The sequence below is a fragment of the Pseudomonas sp. NFACC25 genome (assembly GCF_900100935.1).
Lineage (GTDB): Bacteria > Pseudomonadota > Gammaproteobacteria > Pseudomonadales > Pseudomonadaceae > Aquipseudomonas > Aquipseudomonas marginalis.
Genome location: NZ_FMUC01000009.1, coordinates 69,666 through 86,805 on the forward strand (window position 1 = coordinate 69,666; position 17,140 = coordinate 86,805).

The following is a 17,140-nucleotide window of genomic DNA, read 5'->3' on the forward strand; positions in this document are numbered from 1 at the left end:
TCAGTGAGTGCGGGTAACTTTGCTCAGGTGGCGCGGCTGGTCCGGGTCCATGCCTCGGGCGACGGACAGGCCGGCCGCCATGACATAGAAACTCTGGATCGCCAGGATCGGGTCCAGGCTCGGGTGTTCGGCGCGGCTCAGGGTCAAGTCGCGTTCGGCGATATCGTCCGGTGCTGCGAGCAGCACGCGGGCACCGCGTTGGCGCATATCGGCGGCCAGGCTCAACAGGCCGGCTTGCTCGGCACCCCGTGGTGCGAAGACCAGCAGCGGGTAGTCCGCGCCGATCAAGGCCATCGGCCCGTGGCGCACCTCGGCGCTGCTGAAGGCTTCGGCCTGGATCGCCGAGGTTTCCTTGAGCTTGAGCGCCGCTTCCTGGGCGATGGCAAAACCGGCGCCCCGGCCGATCACCATGAGTTGCTGGCAGCCGCGCAGCGCCTCGATTGCGTGGGTCCAGTCCTGCCTGGCGGCTTCACGCAGGCCTTCGGGCAGGGCCTGGCAGGCTTGCAGCAAGTCGGGCTCCTGGTTCCAGTGGCCGATCAACAGCGCGCTGGCGCTGAGGGTGGCGATAAAGCTCTTGGTCGCGGCCACGCTGAGTTCCGGCCCGGCGCACAGGGGCACATGGAATTCGCAGGCGGCTTCCAGCGGCGAGTCTTCGGCGTTGACCAGCGAGATGCTCAAGGCGCCACGCTTGCGCAACAGGCGCAGGCTGTTGACCAGGTCCGGGCTCTGCCCCGACTGGGAGAAACCGAACGCTACCTGGCCGCTGACTTTCATGGGTGCTTGCAACAAGGTCACCACCGACATCGGCAACGACGCCACCGGGATGCCGACATGCTGCATGGCCAGGTAGGCGAAATAGCTGGCGGCGTGGTCCGAGCTGCCCCGCGCAATGGTCATCGCCACTTGCGGCGGCTGGCGGCGCAGGCGGCCGGCGACTTCTTCCAGCCGTGGGCCCAGGCGTTGCAGTTGCGCCGCGACGGCGTCACCGGAGGCCAAGGCCTCTTCAAGCATTTTTGAAGACAATGGTTTCTCCTTCGACCATGACGTCGGTGAGGTGCAGGGAGCGGTCCAGGCGCACGCAGTCGGCAAAGCTGCCGGGTTGCAGGCGACCGCGTTGTTCCAGGCCCAGGTAGTCCGCCGGAAATTGCGACAGACGTTGTGAGGCTTCGCTGATGGGCAGGCCGATCTTCACCAGGTTGCGCAGCGCCTGATCCATGGTCAGGGTGCTGCCGGCCAGGGTGCCGTCGGCCAGGCGCACGCCGCCCAGGCATTTGGTCACGGTGTGGCTGCCCAGCTTGTACTCGCCGTCGGGCATGCCGGCGGCGGCGGTGGAGTCGGTGACGCAGTACAGGCACGGGATCGCGCGCAGGGCCACGCGCATGGCGCCGGGGTGCACGTGGAGCAGGTCCGGGATCAGCTCGGCGTACTTGGCGTGGGCCAGTGCCGCGCCGACGATGCCGGGTTCGCGGTGATGCAACGGGCTCATGGCGTTGTACAAATGGGTGAAGCTGGTGGCGCCGGCGGCGAGGGCGGCGACGCCTTCTTCATAGCTGCCCAGGGTGTGGCCGATCTGCATGCGCACGCCGCGTTCGCTGAGGGCGCGGATCAGGGCGTCGTGGCCGGCGATTTCCGGGGCGATGGTGATCACCCGGATCGGCGCCAGGCGCAGGTAGGCTTCGACTTCGGCCATCAAGGCGGTGTGGGCGAAGTTGGGCTGCGCGCCGAGTTTTCCCGGGTTGATGTAGGGGCCTTCCAGGTGCACGCCGAGTACCCGGGCGCTGCCCGTAGGACGCTGCTCGCAGAAGCGCCCGAGTTGGCCGAGCACGCTGGAGATTTCGTCCACCGGCGCGGTCATGGTGGTGGCCAACAGCGACGTCGTACCAAAACGCACATGGGTGCGGGTGATGGTCTCGAACGCGTCGGCGCCTTCCATGATGTCTTTACCGCCGCCGCCGTGGACGTGCAGGTCGATAAAACCCGGCAGCAGGTAGGGCAAGTCGTTTTCAGCCGGGTCGCAAGGTTCGCCCTCGATGGCGATGACCTTGCCGTGCTGGTGCACCAGGCGGCCGCGCATCCAGCCGTGGGGCGTGAGGATATTGTCTTCGGACATGGGCAGTTCTCTAAGGCCGCAACTCGGCGGCAAAGTCATAACGGCGAAGCTCTGCGACAAAGTCGTAGTAGTCGTTGCGGCAGTAGGTGTCGGTGATTTCGATCGGCGTGTTGTCGGCGGTGTAGCCGACTCGGGTCATCAGCAGCATGGCGGTGCCGGGGGCGATGCCCACCAGCCTGGCGAATTCGTCCGAGGCGTTGATCGCCTGGATGTGTTGCAGGGCGCGAACGATGGGTTTGCCGATGCCTTCCAGGTATTCGTACAGCGAATGGCCGATGGCTTGCGGCTGCGGCAGTACCGAGGCGGGCATGGCGGTCATCTCGATGGCCATCACGGTGTCATCGGCCTTACGCAGGCGTTTGAGACGCGCCACCTTGTCGGTCGGCGACAGGCACAGGCGGATCAGTTCTTCGTGGGTCGGCGGGGTGATCTCGCGCTCGAGCCATTGGGAGCTGGGCACAAAGCCCTTGAGGCGCAACATCTCGCTGAACCCCGACAAGCGCGACAGCGGCTGTTCCAGGCGTGGCGTGATAAAGGTGCCGGAGCCCTGGCTGCGGCGGATCAGGCCTTGGGCGAATAACACTTCCAACGCTTTACGGGCGGTGACCCGCGAAATGCTCAGCTGTTCGCTGAGGGCGCGCTCCGAGGGCAGGGCCTGTTCGGATTTCCACTGGCCGGCATGGATCGCCGCTTCGAGGTTGCGGGCCAATTGCAGGTACAGCGGCGTGGATTGCTTGTCGTCGGGACGCAGCGTCAGGATGGGGTTCATCTATGAAGTTTCCGATGCGGTTATTGGAGTGTTGTCGCCCGGTATTGGCCGGAAGCTAATACCACTTAAATACCATGTCAATGCCGCTAAAACGGTGCAAGTACCGGTTTCAGGGCGCCTTAATGGTGCCTGGTATCAAGTGGTATTAGAGAGGTCTTTATCGCGCGCAGAAATGCGCAGCCCGCGCGGTGAACTGGTATTCACCGGCAGGCGTGGGAGGGGGAGGGAAATATTTTTAATTAAATTACGAACGGTCGAAGATTTACGGGCGGATCTCGATCAGCGTGCCGTCCTTGACCAGGTTCCAGACTTCGCGCATGTCGACGTTGCGCATGCCGATGCAGCCGTCGGTCCAGTCCAGGGTGTGGAACCACTGCTCCGGGTACTCTTCGGTGTCGGGCGTGCCGTGGATCATGATCATGCTGCCGGGCTTCACCCCTTCGCGGCGGGCGCGGGCGGCATCGCTGATATTCGGGTAGGAGATGTGCATGGACAGGTAGTAGCGGTCGCTGGTCTTGCGCCAGTCGATCCAGTACAGGCCTTCCGGCGTGCGGCGGTCGCCCTCGATCAGCTTGTGGCCCTTGGGGTTCTTGCCCAGGGAAATCCGATAGGTCTTGAGGGGCTTGCCGTCGTTGATCAACTGCAATTGGTGGGCGGACTTGAGCACCAGGACTTTTTCGACCGTCTTGCCGCCCAGGGTTTCCACGGTAGAGGCCGGCGAAAGCGTGGCGAACGACAGGCAGATCAGAGCAAGCAACCAACGCATTAAAACGGTATCCCTGTGGCGACGAGCTGCCGAATGGTTATTGGGCGGGCTTGGAAAGAGGTGGCACGGCTTCGCTGCGCACCGGGAACGACTGCTGGCGGCGGTCAGCGAAAAAGTATTCTAGGGTACGCCCGACCGTGCGGAAAGCCAGCTCGGACCAAGGGATGTCCGCCTCGTCGAACAGCTGCACTTCGAGGCTTTCGGGGCCTGCGGCGAAGTCCAGGTCGACCAGTTCGGCGCGGTAGAAGATATGCACCTGGCTGATGTGCGGCACATCGATCAGGGTGTAGAGGCTCAGGTTGCGCACCCGGGCGCAGGCCTCTTCCAGGGTTTCGCGCATGGCGGCCTGTTCCACGGTCTCGCCGTTCTCCATGAAGCCTGCGGGCAGGGTCCAGTAACCCAGGCGCGGCTCGATGGCGCGGCGGCACAGCAGCACTTTATCGCCCCATACCGGCAGGGTGCCGGCGACGATATTGGGGTTCTGATAGTGAATGGTCGAGCAGTGATCACACACGAAACGCAGGCGGGCGTCGCCTTCGGGAATGCGCTGGGTAACCGGTTTACCGCACTGGCTGCAGAAATTCATGCTGGGGTTCCTGGAAAGTGCGTCTATCTTGGCTTGGCTGGCAGGGCCCTGCAAGTTGTCGTTTAGCGACATGCTCCGGGTTTTGGGGTTGGGCGCCCGGCGGCTTTGGTGCATGATGCAAGGTAGCCAACAGACCGAGATGACTCATGCTGGACGAGCTACTTCGCCGGGTAAGCAATCACACCCCCCACACGCTGGAAACCGACGGGCGTTTCCCCGAGGCCGCGGTGCTGGTGCCGATTACCCGCAGTGACGAACCTGAGCTGATCCTGACCCTGCGCGCCAGCGGCCTGTCGACCCATGGTGGCGAAGTGGCCTTTCCCGGCGGGCGCCGCGACCCCGAAGACCCGGACCTGATCTTCACCGCCCTGCGTGAAGCCGAAGAAGAAATCGGCCTGCCCCCCGGCCTGGTGGAGGTCATCGGCCCGCTGAGTCCGTTGATCTCCCTGCACGGCATCCGGGTCACGCCCTATGTGGGGGTGATCCCCGACTATGTCGAATACCTGGCCAACGATGCCGAGATTGCCGCCGTCTTCAGCGTGCCTTTGGATTTTTTCCGACAGGACCCGCGCGAACATACCCACCGCATCGATTACCAGGGCCGCAGTTGGTACGTGCCCAGTTATCGCTTCGGCGAATACAAGATCTGGGGCCTGACGGCAATCATGATCGTCGAGTTGATCAACCTGCTTTATGACGACGCCCAGATCAGCCTGCACCAGCCGCCCAAGAGCTTCATCAATACCTAAGCCGTCGTTTGAACGGCCAGCCGTGAGGGAACAGCATGAAATACCGTCTGGGCGATGCCCGCGTCGAGACCCATCCGCACAGCTGGGTGGCGCCGAATGCCACGCTGGTGGGCAAGGTCAAGCTGGAGGAGGGCGCCAATGTCTGGTTCAACGCGGTGCTGCGTGGCGACAACGAGCTGATCCTGATCGGCAAGAACAGCAACGTGCAGGACGGCAGCGTGATGCACACCGACATGGGCTACCCGCTGACCCTGGGCACCGGCGTGACCATCGGCCATAACGCCATGCTGCATGGCTGCACGGTCGACGATTACAGCCTGATCGGTATCAATGCGGTGATCCTCAACGGCGCCAAGATCGGCAAGCACTGCATCATCGGCGCCAACTCGTTGATCGGTGAAGGCAAGGAAATCCCCGATGGTTCCCTGGTGATGGGCTCGCCGGGCAAAGTGGTGCGTGAATTGACCGACGCACAGAAGCGGATGCTGGAAGCCAGCGCTGCGCACTATGTGCATAACGCCCAGCGTTACGCGCGGGATCTGGCAGAGCAGGAAGAATGAGTGCAGTTGAACGACCTGTTGCCTCGCCCTGCGTGAGTATTTGTGCGCTGGATGATGACGATATCTGCACCGGCTGCCAGCGCACCGTGGATGAGATTACGCGTTGGAGCCGCATGGACAACGCCGAGCGCCGGGTGGTGTTGGGTTTGTGTCATGAGCGGGCGGTGGCGGGTGGGTTGGTGTTTATGGCTTCTGGTAAATCCGGAGCCTGATGGATCGCCATCGGGGGCAAGCCCCCTCCCACATTTTGACCGCATTCCTACAGATTAAACGCGGTTAAGTGTGGGAGGGGGCTTGCCCCCGATAAGGCCCGCCCAGACGACATATTTCCAAATGTGAAGTACCCTGTGCCCCTTGTTCACAGGTCCCTCGCCCCATGCTCTTCCTGATCGCCTACATCAGCAGCGTCGTGCTGATCAACTTCGCCTTCTCCACCGCCCCGCACCTGGACGTCATCTGGTCGGCCTGGGGCGGCCTGGTGTTTATCCTGCGCGACATGGTGCAGACCCGCTTCGGCCATGGGGCGATCATCGCCATGCTGGCGGCGCTGGCATTGTCGTATATCACCTCCGATCCCTCCATCGCCCTGGCCAGCGCCACGGCATTCGCGGTGTCCGAGTGCATCGACTGGCTGGTGTTCAGCATCACCAAGCGCCCGCTCCACGACCGCCTGTGGATAAGTTCGGCGCTGAGCATTCCCCTCGACACGTTTATCTTCTTCGGCCTGATCGGTGCGCTCACCCCTGCCGTGGTGGGCACTGCCTTGGCGTCGAAGTTCGCCGGGGTCACGGTGGTGTGGCTGATCATGGCCTGGCGCATCCGCAAGCGGGCCGTCGCCAACTGAGGCCAATTTTTACAGTTCATGTAAAATGCCGGCCTTTCTCCCCATGATCCGCTCCCCTGAGGACCTGAGATGACCCGAATCGGAACTCCATTGTCGCCAACCGCGACCCGCGTTTTGCTGTGTGGCTGCGGTGAGCTGGGCAAGGAAGTGGTGATTGAACTGCAACGCCTGGGCGTTGAAGTGATTGCCGTGGATCGCTACGCCAGCGCGCCGGCCATGCAGGTTGCCCATCGCAGCCATGTGATCAACATGCTCGACGGTGCCGCCCTGCGTGCGGTGATCGAAGCGGAAAAACCGCACTTCATCGTGCCGGAAATCGAAGCCATCGCCACCGCCACCCTGGTGGAGCTGGAGGCCGAAGGCTTCACGGTGATCCCGACCGCCCGCGCCACGTCGCTGACCATGAACCGTGAGGGCATCCGTCGCCTGGCCGCCGAAGAGCTGGACCTGCCGACCTCGCCGTACCACTTCGCCGACACCTTCGAAGACTACAGCAAGGCCGTCCAGGACCTGGGCTTCCCCTGCGTGGTCAAGCCGGTGATGAGCTCGTCGGGCAAGGGCCAGAGCCTGCTGCGCAGCGTCGACGACGTGCAGAAAGCCTGGGACTACGCCCAGGAAGGCGGGCGTGCCGGTAAAGGCCGGGTGATCATCGAAGGCTTTATCGACTTCGACTACGAAATCACCCTGCTGACCGTGCGTCACATCGGCGGCACCACCTTCTGCGCGCCGGTCGGCCACCGTCAGGAGAAGGGCGACTACCAGGAATCCTGGCAGCCGCAAGCCATGAGCCCGGTTGCCCTGGCCGAGTCCGAGCGCGTGGCCAAGGCAGTGACCGAGGCGTTGGGCGGTCGTGGCCTGTTTGGCGTGGAGCTGTTCATCAAAGGCGATCAGGTGTGGTTCAGCGAAGTGTCGCCGCGCCCCCATGACACCGGCCTGGTGACCCTGATTTCCCAGGACCTGTCACAGTTTGCCCTGCATGCGCGCGCCATCCTCGGCCTGCCGATCCCGTTGATCCGTCAGTTCGGGCCTTCGGCTTCGGCGGTGATTCTGGTGGAAGGGCAGTCGACCCAGACCGCATTCGCCAACCTCGGCGCGGCCTTGAGTGAGCCGGACACGGCGTTGCGTCTGTTTGGCAAGCCGGAAGTGAATGGCCAGCGCCGCATGGGCGTGGCGTTGGCGCGGGATGAGTCGATTGAAGCGGCTCGTGCCAAGGCGACCCGTGCTTCCCAAGCGGTTGTGGTAGAGCTCTAAAAGCATCGGGAGCAAGCCCCCTCCCACACTCGAATGTGGGAGGGGGCCTGCCCCGATAGCTGTTTATCCGGCAACCCTGTTCAAATCATTATCCCGCGTCTCTTTCAGGCACAGCACCGCAATCAAGCTGAGCAACGCCGCCGCCGACACATACCCACCGACATAACTCAGCCCACCCATCGCCACCAGCTTGGTTGCGAAGAACGGTGCGGCCGAAGCACCCACGATCCCACCCAGGTTATACGCCGCCGAAGCCCCGGTATAACGCACGCGAGTCGGGAACAATTCCGGCAACAGCGCACCCATCGGCGCGAAGGTCACCCCCATCAGGAACAGCTCCAGGGCCAAAAACAGCGCTACGGCCCAGGTCGAACCGTGGGTCAGCAATGGCTCCATGGTGAAGCCCGACAGAATCGCCAGGACCGCGCCGACGATCAGCACCGGTTTGCGCCCGTAGCGATCACTGGCCAAGGCCGCCAACGGTGTGGCCAGGCCCATGAACAGCACTGCAAAGCACAGCAACCCCAGGAACGTCTCGCGGCTGTAGCCCAGGGTCGAAACGCCGTAGCTCAGGGAAAAGGCCGTGGTGATGTAGAACAGCGCGTAGCACACCACCATCGACGCGGCGCCCAGCAGGACCGGCAACCAATGCTGGCTGAACAGCTCCACCAGCGGCACTTTCACCGGGGCTTCCTTCGCCACGGCATTGGCGAACACCGGGGTTTCATGCAGCTTCAGGCGCGCATACAGGCCGACCATCACCAAGGCTGCGCTGAGGATGAACGGGATGCGCCAACCCCAACTGCGGAACTGCTCGTCATTCAGGCTCATCGCCAGGATCAGGAACAAGCCGTTGGCTGCCAGGAATCCGATCGATGGCCCCAGTTGCGGGAACATGCCGAACCAGGCGCGCTTGCCTTTCGGCGCGTTCTCGGTGGCCAGCAACGCTGCACCGCCCCATTCCCCGCCAAGCCCCAGGCCTTGGCCGAAGCGCAGCACACACAACAGGATAGGTGCCCAGGCACCGATGCTGTCATAACCGGGCAGCAGGCCGATCAGCGTGGTGCACACGCCCATCAGCAGCAGCGAGGCCACCAGGGTCGACTTGCGGCCGATGCGGTCGCCGAAGTGGCCGAACAGCGCCGAGCCCAGAGGGCGGGCGATAAAGGCGATACCGAAGGTCAGGAACGACGCCAGCATCTGCGCGGTACCGGAAGTCTGCGGAAAGAACACCGGCCCGATCACCAGCGCGGCAGCCGTGGCATAGATATAGAAGTCGTAGAACTCGATGGCGGTGCCGACGATGCTCGCGGTGGCGACACGTGCGGTCGAGTTGGTCGGGGCGGCGGTCGCGGCCTCGTTATAGGTGGTGCTCATGGCGGTATCCCTGACGGTCATTGCGCGTTTGGACGCGGATTATTATTGGGTCGAACACCCTTGGATCAGGGTTGTGCGCGGGGCGGCTCGGGATGGGAGCGAACACCGGTCGGACATGGTAAAGCGGTGCCTGGACACGCTGAGTGCGGGTAGCACGCGGTCGGGCGGGGGCTTGGGTAAGCCGCAGGGATTATAGGAAGGGGTTTGGAATTACAACAAGTGACTGGATTGCGGTTTATCAGGAAGTCATGCGGCCACAGGCATGTGGCTGGTATGCCAGATCAGCACCTTGCTGACGCGGTTATCCTCGGTCTCGAGGATTTCCAGGCGGTAGCGGCCGATCTTCAGGCACACCGCGCAATCCGGAATGGTTTCCAGGGCCTCGGTGACCAGGCCGTTGAGGGTCTTGGGGCCGTCGCTGGGCAGGTGCCAGCCCAGGCTCTTGTTCAATTCGCGGATCGACGCGGCGCCGTCGATGATATAGCGGCCATCGGGCTGCGCTTCGATATGCGGGTTGTCCGCACTTTGCTCGTTTTCGAATTCGCCGACGATTTCTTCGAGAATATCTTCCAGGGTGACGATACCCAGGACTTCGCCGTATTCATCCACCACCATGCCCAGGCGCCGCTGCTGCTTGTGGAAGTTCAGCAATTGCAGTTGCAGGGGCGTGCTTTCCGGGACGAAGTAGGGTTCGTAGGAGGCCTCGAGCAAGGCTTCCTTGGTCAGGCTGGCGTCCGGCAGCAGATGCTGGATCAGCCGGGTGTTCAGTACGGCCTCGACCTGGTTGATGTCACTGTGGAACACCGGCAGGCGAGTGCGCGGGGAGGTGCGCAGTTGCTCGATGATTTCTTCGATCGAGTCATCCAGGTTGATACCGTCCACTTCGCTGCGGGGCACCAGGATGTCATTGACGGTGATGTTGTCCAGGGCGTGGATGCCCGGCATGCCAGGGGTACGACTGTCGTCGGCCTCGGGTTGCGGTTCATCGTCGTGGTCGGGCTGTGGCTCGTCGCTGTTTTTCACCACGCCGGGCTTGCGGGCAAACGGGCGCAGCAGCAACAGGCTGATGCCATTGAGCAGCCAGGCGGCGGGATAGAGGATTTTCAATGGCACGCCCAGCAGCGTGTTGCCGAAGCCCAGCACCGCTTGCGGATGCCGGGTTGCCAGGGCGCGGGGCAGGTAGTCGGCCAGGATCAGCAGGACGGCGCAGGAGATCAGCCAGCCGAGCCACGGGCCGTTCTGTGCCCAGGCATAAATCGCCAGCAGGGTGCAGAGGATGACCACGGCCGCACGGCACAGGCTGTTGCACAGGATCAGGCTGTGGCGCGGGAAACTCAGGCGGGCGGCAGCCTTGTCGCCCTGGCGCGTACCGGGGCGCAAGGCCAGCAGGTGTTGTTGTGCGGCTTCGATGGCGGTAAACAGCGCCGCCCATAACACCAGCAAGGCGATTACCGCGAGCATCGGCCCCAGGGGCAAGTTGTCCATTTTGGCTGCCCGTCAGATATGCAGGATGTATTCGCGAACCAGCTTGCTGCCGAAATAGGCCAGCATCAGCAGGCAGAAACCGGCCAGGGTCCAGCGAATCGCCTTGTGCCCGCGCCAGCCAAGGCGGTTGCGGCCCCACAGCAATACGCTGAACACCACCCAGGCCAGGCACGCCAGCAGGGTCTTGTGCACCAGGTGCTGGGCAAACAGGTTTTCGACGAACAGCCAACCGGAAATCAGCGACAGCGACAGCAGCGTCCAGCCGGCCCACAGGAAACCGAACAGCAGGCTTTCCATGGTTTGCAGCGGCGGGAAGTTCTTGATCAGTCCGGAAGGGTGCTTGTGCTTGAGCTGGTGGTCCTGCAACAGCAGGAGCAAGGCCTGGAACACCGCGATGGTGAACATGCCGTAGGCCAGGATCGACAGCAGGATATGAGCGAGGATGCCTGGCTCTTCATCGATCACCTGCACCGTGCCGGTGGGGGCGAACTGCGCGAGCAGCACCGTCAGTACGCCCAATGGGAAGAGCAGGACCAGCAGGTTCTCGACAGGAATCCGATAACAGGCCATCAGCGTCAGCGCAATCACCGCCGCGGCGATCAGGCTGGCGGCGCTGAAGAAGTCCAGGCCCAGGCCAACCGGCGTCATCAGGTGGGTGAACAGGCTCGCGGCATGGGCCAGCAGGGCGAGGACGCCAAGGCCGACCAGCAGGCGTTTGTCCGCCTTGGCGCCTTGGGCCAGACGAGAGCCCTGATAGAGGGTCGCAGCGGCATACAAGATGGCGGCGGCGAGGCTGGGTAGCAAACTGGGTGACAAGGGGAGCATAAATCCTGATAGACAAGCCCGAAAGGCGCTGAGTTTGGCACACACCTGCGCTCCACGAAAGACTCCAGGGCCAGACAGCGGGTGTGCATGGGCGCAGTCTTCGCTATAATCCGCGACCAGCCCACGCCGCAGGCTCGCCGAACGCTGTGTTTAATAGCGATTTACCACAGCCTGGGCCGCCATTACCTCGGTCTACCAATGCATTTCGATGAATAGGGCCTGAAAGGATCGCGCATGTTTGAAAACCTGACTGACCGTCTCTCGCAGACGCTGCGCCATGTAACCGGCAAGGCCAAGCTGACCGAGGACAATATTAAAGACACCCTGCGCGAAGTGCGCATGGCGTTGCTGGAAGCCGACGTCGCCTTGCCTGTGGTCAAGGACTTCGTCAACTCGGTCAAGGAGCGCGCGGTCGGCACTGAAGTGTCCCGCAGCCTGACCCCGGGCCAGGCCTTTGTGAAGATCGTCCAGGCCGAACTCGAAAGCCTGATGGGCGCGGCCAACGAAGATTTGAACCTCAGTGCCGTGCCACCGGCCGTCGTGCTGATGGCCGGTCTGCAAGGTGCGGGCAAGACCACCACCGCCGGCAAGCTGGCGCGCTTCCTTAAAGAGCGCAAGAAGAAGTCCGTGATGGTGGTGTCGGCCGACGTGTACCGTCCGGCGGCCATCAAGCAGCTGGAAATGCTCGCGGGCGAAGTGGGCGTGACCTTCTTCCCGTCCGACCTGAGCCAGAAGCCGGTCGACATCGCCAACGCTGCTATTAAAGAAGCAAGGCTCAAGTTCATCGACGTGGTCATCGTCGATACCGCCGGTCGCCTGCACATCGATGAAGAGATGATGGGCGAGATCAAGGCGCTGCATGCCGCGATCAACCCGGTCGAGACGCTGTTCGTGGTCGATGCCATGACCGGCCAGGATGCGGCCAACACCGCCAAGGCCTTCGGCGACGCGCTGCCGCTGACCGGCGTGATCCTCACCAAGGTCGACGGCGACGCCCGTGGCGGTGCCGCGCTGTCGGTGCGTGCCATCACCGGCAAGCCGATCAAGTTCATCGGTATGGGCGAGAAGAGCGAAGCGCTCGAGCCGTTCCACCCTGAGCGTATCGCCTCGCGTATCCTCGGCATGGGTGACGTGCTCAGCCTGATCGAGCAGGCCGAAGCGACGCTCGACAAGGACAAAGCCGATAAGCTTGCGAAAAAGTTGAAGAAGGGCAAAGGCTTCGACCTCGAAGACTTCCGCGACCAGCTGCAACAAATGAAGAACATGGGCGGCCTCGGCGGCCTGATGGACAAGCTGCCGAACATCGGCGGCGTGAACCTGGCGCAAATGGGCAATGCCCAGGGCGCGGCAGAGAAGCAGTTCAAGCAGATGGAAGCCATCATCAACTCCATGACCCCGGCCGAGCGCCGCGACCCTGAGCTGATCAGCGGTTCGCGCAAGCGTCGGATCGCCATGGGTTCCGGCACCCAGGTGCAGGACATCGGGCGCTTGATCAAGCAGCACAAGCAGATGCAGAAGATGATGAAGAAATTCTCCGCCAAGGGCGGAATGGCCAAGATGATGCGCGGCATGGGCGGTATGTTGCCCGGCGGCGGCATGCCGAAAATGTAAAGTATTCGAGCGGGAGTTCACTCCTGCTCCGACCCACAGGGATGTGGGATCTCCAGCAAACCCGCCGTTGGCGGGGGCTGACCTGCCGTTTTAACCGACGGCTCTCTAGCAGATCTGAATGGCACGCTGATAGGCGCCAGAAAAAGACATTTGCAAAAGTCCGGATATTCCTTAGAATATGCGGCCTTTCGGGCACCTATGCCCGCTGTGCATTTAGATTTGCAGCACCGACTACAGGAACGATGTTCACATGCTAACAATCCGTCTTGCCCTTGGCGGCTCCAAAAAGCGCCCGTTTTACCACTTGACCGTAACTGACAGCCGCAACCCACGTGACGGCTCTCACAAGGAACAAGTAGGTTTCTTCAACCCGATCGCTCGTGGTCAAGAAGTCCGCCTGTCCGTGAACCAAGAGCGCGTAGCCTACTGGCTGAGCGTTGGTGCACAACCGTCTGAGCGTGTTGCCAAGTTGTTGAAGGACTCGGCTAAGGCCGCAGCCTGAGCAATATGAACGCGACGCCAACTGTTGCTGATGATTTGATCGTTATCGGCAAGATTTATTCTGTTCATGGCGTTCGCGGCGAAGTGAAGGTGTATTCCTTTACTGATCCGACTGAAAACCTGTTGCAGTACAAGACCTGGACGCTCAAGCGCGAAGGTAGTGTGAAACAGGTCGAGCTGGTCAGTGGACGCGGGAGCGATAAGTTCCTGGTCGCGAAGCTCAAGGGTCTTGATGATCGTGAAGAAGCTCGTCTTCTGGCCGGTTATGAGATCTGCGTGCCGCGCAACCTGTTCCCTGAATTGACCGACGGCGAGTACTACTGGTACCAGCTGGAAGGTCTGAAGGTTATTGATCAACTCGGGCAATTGTTCGGGAAAATCGATCATCTTCTGGAAACCGGCGCCAATGATGTAATGGTGGTCAAGCCTTGCGCTGGCAGCCTGGATGATCGCGAACGCCTGTTGCCCTATACCGAGCAATGCGTGTTGGCTGTTGACCTGGCGGCGGGCGAGATGAAGGTGGAATGGGACGCGGACTTCTAAGCGTGGCTAATTTGCGCATTGAAGTGATCAGTTTGTTTCCCGAGATGTTCTCCGCCATCAGCGAGTACGGCATCACCAGTCGGGCGGTGAAGCAGGGGCTGTTGCAGCTCACCTGTTGGAACCCGCGAGACTACACGACGGATCGACATCACACTGTGGACGATCGCCCATTTGGCGGTGGCCCGGGCATGGTGATGAAGATCAAGCCCCTGGAAGATGCGTTGGTTCAGGCCAAGGCAGCCGCCGGGGAGAAGGCGAAGGTAATTTACCTGTCCCCTCAAGGCCGTCAGCTGAAGCAGGCTGGGGTCCGCGAACTGGCGAATGAGGAAGCAATGATCCTGATTGCCGGTCGCTATGAAGGCATTGACGAGCGGTTTATTGAAGCTCATGTCGATGAAGAGTGGTCGATTGGGGACTATGTCCTGTCTGGCGGCGAGCTGCCGGCGATGGTCCTGATAGATGCGGTTACACGACTGCTGCCTGGAGCTTTAGGGCATGCGGACTCCGCGGAGGAAGATTCCTTCACGGACGGTTTGCTGGATTGCCCGCACTACACCCGACCGGAGGTGTATGCGGATCAGCGTGTTCCCGACGTATTGCTAAGTGGCAATCACGCACACATCCGGCGTTGGCGTTTACAGCAGTCCCTTGGTCGGACCTATGAACGACGCGCCGATCTTCTGGAAAGCCGCTCGCTTTCTGGAGAAGAGAAGAAGCTGCTCGAGGAATACATCCTCGCGCGGGACGATAGTTAACAACGTATCGATGGTAGGTCCATTGACTTACCTTAGGAGCACAGCATGACTAACAAAATCATCCTTGCACTCGAAGCAGAGCAGATGACCAAAGAGATCCCTACCTTTGCCCCGGGCGACACCATTGTCGTTCAGGTGAAAGTGAAGGAAGGCGACCGTTCGCGTCTGCAAGCGTTCGAAGGCGTGGTAATCGCCAAGCGTAACCGTGGTGTGAACAGTGCTTTCACTGTTCGTAAAATCTCCAACGGTGTTGGCGTAGAGCGTACTTTCCAGACCTACAGCCCGCAAATCGACAGCATGGCCGTCAAGCGTCGCGGTGACGTACGTAAAGCCAAGCTGTACTACCTGCGTGACCTGTCCGGTAAAGCAGCTCGCATCAAGGAAAAACTGGCTTAAGTCCAGCTTCCCGATGCAGAAAAAAGCAGCCTACGGGCTGCTTTTTTGTGCCCGCGATTTGAGGTCCGGGATAGGATCTACCTGGTTCCGCCACTTTTCTGTTCGAGTCCCTATGCCTGCCATCGACCACCCCCTGATCGACCGTTTCCTCGATGCCCTATGGCTGGAGAAAGGCCTGTCAGATAACACCCGCCAGGCCTACCGCAGCGACCTGGCGCTGTTCAACGGCTGGCTGCAGGAAAAAAACCTGGAACTGATCAATGCCGGTCGCGAGCTGATCCTCGATCATCTGGCCTGGCGCCTGGAACAGAATTACAAGCCCCGTTCCACTGCACGATTTCTCTCCGGTGTGCGTGGGTTTTATCGTTATTTGCTGAGGGAAAAACTGATCGCCCTCGATCCGACCCTGCAAATCGATATGCCGCAACTGGGCAGGCCCTTGCCCAAATCCCTGTCGGAAGCCGACGTCGATGCCTTGCTCGCTGCGCCCGACCTCAGCGAAGCCATCGGCCAGCGTGACCGCGCCATGCTGGAAGTGTTGTATGCCTGTGGCCTGCGGGTCACGGAGCTGATCAGCCTGACCCTGGAGCAAGTCAATCTGCGCCAGGGGGTGCTGCGGGTAATGGGCAAGGGCAGCAAGGAACGGCTGGTGCCGATGGGGGAGGAGGCGATTGTGTGGGTCGAGCGCTATATGCGCGATGCTCGCAGCGAGCTGCTGGGCGGGCGGCCCAGCGATGTGCTGTTTCCCAGCCAGCGTGGCGAACAGATGACCCGCCAGACGTTCTGGCATCGCATCAAACACCAGGCCAGGGTCGCGGGGATCGGCAAGAGCCTGTCGCCCCACACCTTGCGCCATGCATTCGCCACCCATTTGCTCAACCACGGTGCGGATTTGCGCGTGGTGCAAATGCTGCTCGGGCACAGCGACTTATCCACCACCCAGATCTACACCCATGTGGCGCGTGCGCGCTTGCAGGATATGCATGCCAAGCACCACCCGCGAGGCTGAAAAGCGCCAATTTATGCCGCCACGGGCTGCCCTGCGGCCCAACTGTGGTAGGCTTTGCCGGTTAGCAAAGGGGACCGCCCGCACTCGTGTTTCCGTATTGGCGCGCCTGCACCCGTCCCTGCATCTGCCTTCAGGAGTTTCCATGCGCTTGACCCAGATTATTGCCGCCGCAGCCATTGCGTTGGTTTCCACCTTTGCCGTCGCCGATGACGCTGCCGAGCAGACCATCCGCAAGAGCCTGGCCAACCTGCAGCTCGATACCCCAATCGAAAGCATCAGTGCCAGCCCGATGGCCGGCCTGTATGAAGTCAAGCTCAAGGGCAGCCGCGTGCTGTACGCCAGTGCAGACGGTCAGTACATCGTCCAGGGCTACCTGTTCCAGCTCAAGGACGGCAAGCCGGTCAACCTGACCGAGAAAGCCGAGCGCCTGGGCGTGTCCAAGCTGATCAACGGCATCCCGGTGGCTGAAACCGTGGTTTACCCGGCCATCGGCGAGACCAAGACCCATATCACCGTGTTTACCGACACCACGTGCCCGTACTGCCATAAGTTGCATGCCGAAGTGCCTGCGCTGAACAAGCTGGGTGTGGAAGTCCGCTACGTAGCGTTCCCCCGCCAGGGCCTGGGTTCGCCAGGCGACGAGCAGTTGCAGGCCGTATGGTGCTCGGCCGACAAGAAAGCGGCCATGGACAAGATGGTCGATGGCAAGGAAATCAAGGCCGCCAAGTGCGCCAACCCGGTGTCGAAGCAATTTGCCCTGGGCCAGTCCATCGGCGTCAACGGTACACCGGCCATCGTTTTGGCTGACGGCCAGGTGATTCCGGGCTACCAGCCGGCACCACAAGTTGCCAAACTGGCGCTGGGTGCCAAATAAACCAGCATCGTCGAACCTTTGACGATCATGGCCTGTGGATAAGTCGACGGGCCATTAATTGAAAGCCGCAGTTGTGCGGCTGTTTTCCACGGCCGACCTAGCGTCGGCCGTTTCATGGGGAGTTCTTCA

Annotated in this window: 20 protein-coding genes; 12 read left to right on the forward strand and 8 right to left on the reverse strand. The window is 61.7% G+C overall.

All coding sequences use genetic code 11. From position 1 onward, the window contains the following. The 5 genes from BLQ09_RS20175 to BLQ09_RS20195 form a co-directional block, all read right to left on the reverse strand. Entirely contained in the window at nt 1-1,011 is a 1,011-nt protein-coding gene (locus tag BLQ09_RS20175; RefSeq protein ID WP_371914536.1) for an SIS domain-containing protein, read from the reverse strand. After that, a complete protein-coding gene (nagA, locus tag BLQ09_RS20180; RefSeq protein WP_027605446.1) occupies nt 1,004-2,110 on the reverse strand; it encodes an N-acetylglucosamine-6-phosphate deacetylase in 1,107 nt (368 codons plus the stop codon). Before nagA ends, BLQ09_RS20175 begins: the two co-directional genes overlap by 8 nt. A 10-nt stretch (nt 2,111-2,120) precedes the next feature. Continuing rightward, entirely contained in the window at nt 2,121-2,879 is a 759-nt protein-coding gene (locus BLQ09_RS20185) for a GntR family transcriptional regulator (RefSeq protein WP_027605447.1), read from the reverse strand. Nucleotides 2,880-3,141: 262 nt separating this feature from the next. Continuing rightward, complete coding sequence (locus BLQ09_RS20190) at nt 3,142-3,645, reverse strand: L,D-transpeptidase family protein (protein ID WP_027605448.1); 504 nt, start codon at nt 3,643-3,645, stop codon at nt 3,142-3,144. A gap of 37 nt (nt 3,646-3,682) precedes the next feature. After that, nucleotides 3,683-4,231: an NUDIX hydrolase gene (locus BLQ09_RS20195; protein ID WP_027605449.1), complete on the reverse strand. Its 549-nt coding sequence runs from the start codon at nt 4,229-4,231 to the stop codon at nt 3,683-3,685. Between the two features lie 146 nt (nt 4,232-4,377). Between BLQ09_RS20195 and BLQ09_RS20200 the strand changes: the two genes are divergently transcribed. The 5 genes from BLQ09_RS20200 (at nt 4,378) to purT (ending at nt 7,635) form a co-directional block, all read left to right on the forward strand. Then, nucleotides 4,378-4,980: a CoA pyrophosphatase gene (locus BLQ09_RS20200; RefSeq protein ID WP_015885706.1), complete on the forward strand. Its 603-nt coding sequence runs from the start codon at nt 4,378-4,380 to the stop codon at nt 4,978-4,980. A gap of 35 nt (nt 4,981-5,015) precedes the next feature. Continuing rightward, nucleotides 5,016-5,540, forward strand: coding sequence for a gamma carbonic anhydrase family protein (locus tag BLQ09_RS20205; RefSeq protein ID WP_027605450.1), 525 nt, complete (start codon nt 5,016-5,018; stop codon nt 5,538-5,540). Then, complete coding sequence (locus tag BLQ09_RS20210) at nt 5,537-5,752, forward strand: DUF1289 domain-containing protein (RefSeq protein WP_027605451.1); 216 nt, start codon at nt 5,537-5,539, stop codon at nt 5,750-5,752. Before BLQ09_RS20205 ends, BLQ09_RS20210 begins: the two co-directional genes overlap by 4 nt. Nucleotides 5,753-5,916: 164 nt before the next feature. Further along, nucleotides 5,917-6,384 carry a VUT family protein gene (locus tag BLQ09_RS20215; RefSeq protein WP_027605452.1) on the forward strand — a complete coding sequence of 156 codons (468 nt, stop codon included), beginning with the start codon at nt 5,917-5,919 and terminating at the stop codon, nt 6,382-6,384. A gap of 69 nt (nt 6,385-6,453) precedes the next feature. Further along, nucleotides 6,454-7,635 carry a formate-dependent phosphoribosylglycinamide formyltransferase gene (gene purT, locus BLQ09_RS20220; protein WP_027605453.1) on the forward strand — a complete coding sequence of 394 codons (1,182 nt, stop codon included), beginning with the start codon at nt 6,454-6,456 and terminating at the stop codon, nt 7,633-7,635. Between the two features lie 63 nt (nt 7,636-7,698). Here purT and BLQ09_RS20225 read toward each other — a convergent pair whose 3' ends face one another. The 3 genes from BLQ09_RS20225 to BLQ09_RS20240 form a co-directional block, all read right to left on the reverse strand. After that, nucleotides 7,699-9,012: an MFS transporter gene (locus BLQ09_RS20225; RefSeq protein ID WP_092358350.1), complete on the reverse strand. Its 1,314-nt coding sequence runs from the start codon at nt 9,010-9,012 to the stop codon at nt 7,699-7,701. Between the two features lie 246 nt (nt 9,013-9,258). Beyond that, complete coding sequence (locus BLQ09_RS20235; RefSeq protein WP_027605455.1) at nt 9,259-10,497, reverse strand: transporter associated domain-containing protein; 1,239 nt, start codon at nt 10,495-10,497, stop codon at nt 9,259-9,261. Nucleotides 10,498-10,509: 12 nt separating this feature from the next. Then, a complete protein-coding gene (locus BLQ09_RS20240) occupies nt 10,510-11,322 on the reverse strand; it encodes a cytochrome C assembly family protein (protein ID WP_065939219.1) in 813 nt (270 codons plus the stop codon). A 234-nt stretch (nt 11,323-11,556) separates the two neighbouring features. Here BLQ09_RS20240 and ffh point away from each other — a divergent pair, with 234 nt between their 5' ends. The 7 genes from ffh to BLQ09_RS20275 all read left to right on the forward strand — a co-directional run bounded on the left by ffh (nt 11,557) and on the right by BLQ09_RS20275 (nt 17,011). Next, the gene (gene ffh / locus BLQ09_RS20245; RefSeq protein WP_003175900.1) at nt 11,557-12,933 is read left to right on the forward strand and encodes a signal recognition particle protein; all 1,377 of its coding nucleotides are present in this window, start codon (nt 11,557-11,559) and stop codon (nt 12,931-12,933) included. Between the two features lie 250 nt (nt 12,934-13,183). Beyond that, nucleotides 13,184-13,435: a 30S ribosomal protein S16 gene (gene rpsP, locus BLQ09_RS20250; protein WP_003238923.1), complete on the forward strand. Its 252-nt coding sequence runs from the start codon at nt 13,184-13,186 to the stop codon at nt 13,433-13,435. A 5-nt stretch (nt 13,436-13,440) separates the two neighbouring features. Beyond that, nucleotides 13,441-13,977, forward strand: a complete 537-nt coding sequence (gene rimM / locus BLQ09_RS20255; protein ID WP_027605457.1) for a ribosome maturation factor RimM — start codon at nt 13,441-13,443, stop codon at nt 13,975-13,977. Continuing rightward, nucleotides 13,959-14,732, forward strand: coding sequence for a tRNA (guanosine(37)-N1)-methyltransferase TrmD (gene trmD, locus BLQ09_RS20260; RefSeq protein WP_175472326.1), 774 nt, complete (start codon nt 13,959-13,961; stop codon nt 14,730-14,732). Before rimM ends, trmD begins: the two co-directional genes overlap by 19 nt. Before the next feature lie 45 nt (nt 14,733-14,777). Further along, nucleotides 14,778-15,128, forward strand: a complete 351-nt coding sequence (gene rplS / locus BLQ09_RS20265; RefSeq protein ID WP_003175895.1) for a 50S ribosomal protein L19 — start codon at nt 14,778-14,780, stop codon at nt 15,126-15,128. Between the two features lie 112 nt (nt 15,129-15,240). Further along, nucleotides 15,241-16,137, forward strand: coding sequence for a site-specific tyrosine recombinase XerD (xerD, locus tag BLQ09_RS20270; RefSeq protein ID WP_027605459.1), 897 nt, complete (start codon nt 15,241-15,243; stop codon nt 16,135-16,137). A 142-nt stretch (nt 16,138-16,279) separates the two neighbouring features. Further along, the gene (locus BLQ09_RS20275) at nt 16,280-17,011 is read left to right on the forward strand and encodes a thioredoxin fold domain-containing protein (protein ID WP_027605460.1); all 732 of its coding nucleotides are present in this window, start codon (nt 16,280-16,282) and stop codon (nt 17,009-17,011) included. The last annotated feature ends 129 nt before the right edge of the window (nt 17,012-17,140 follow it).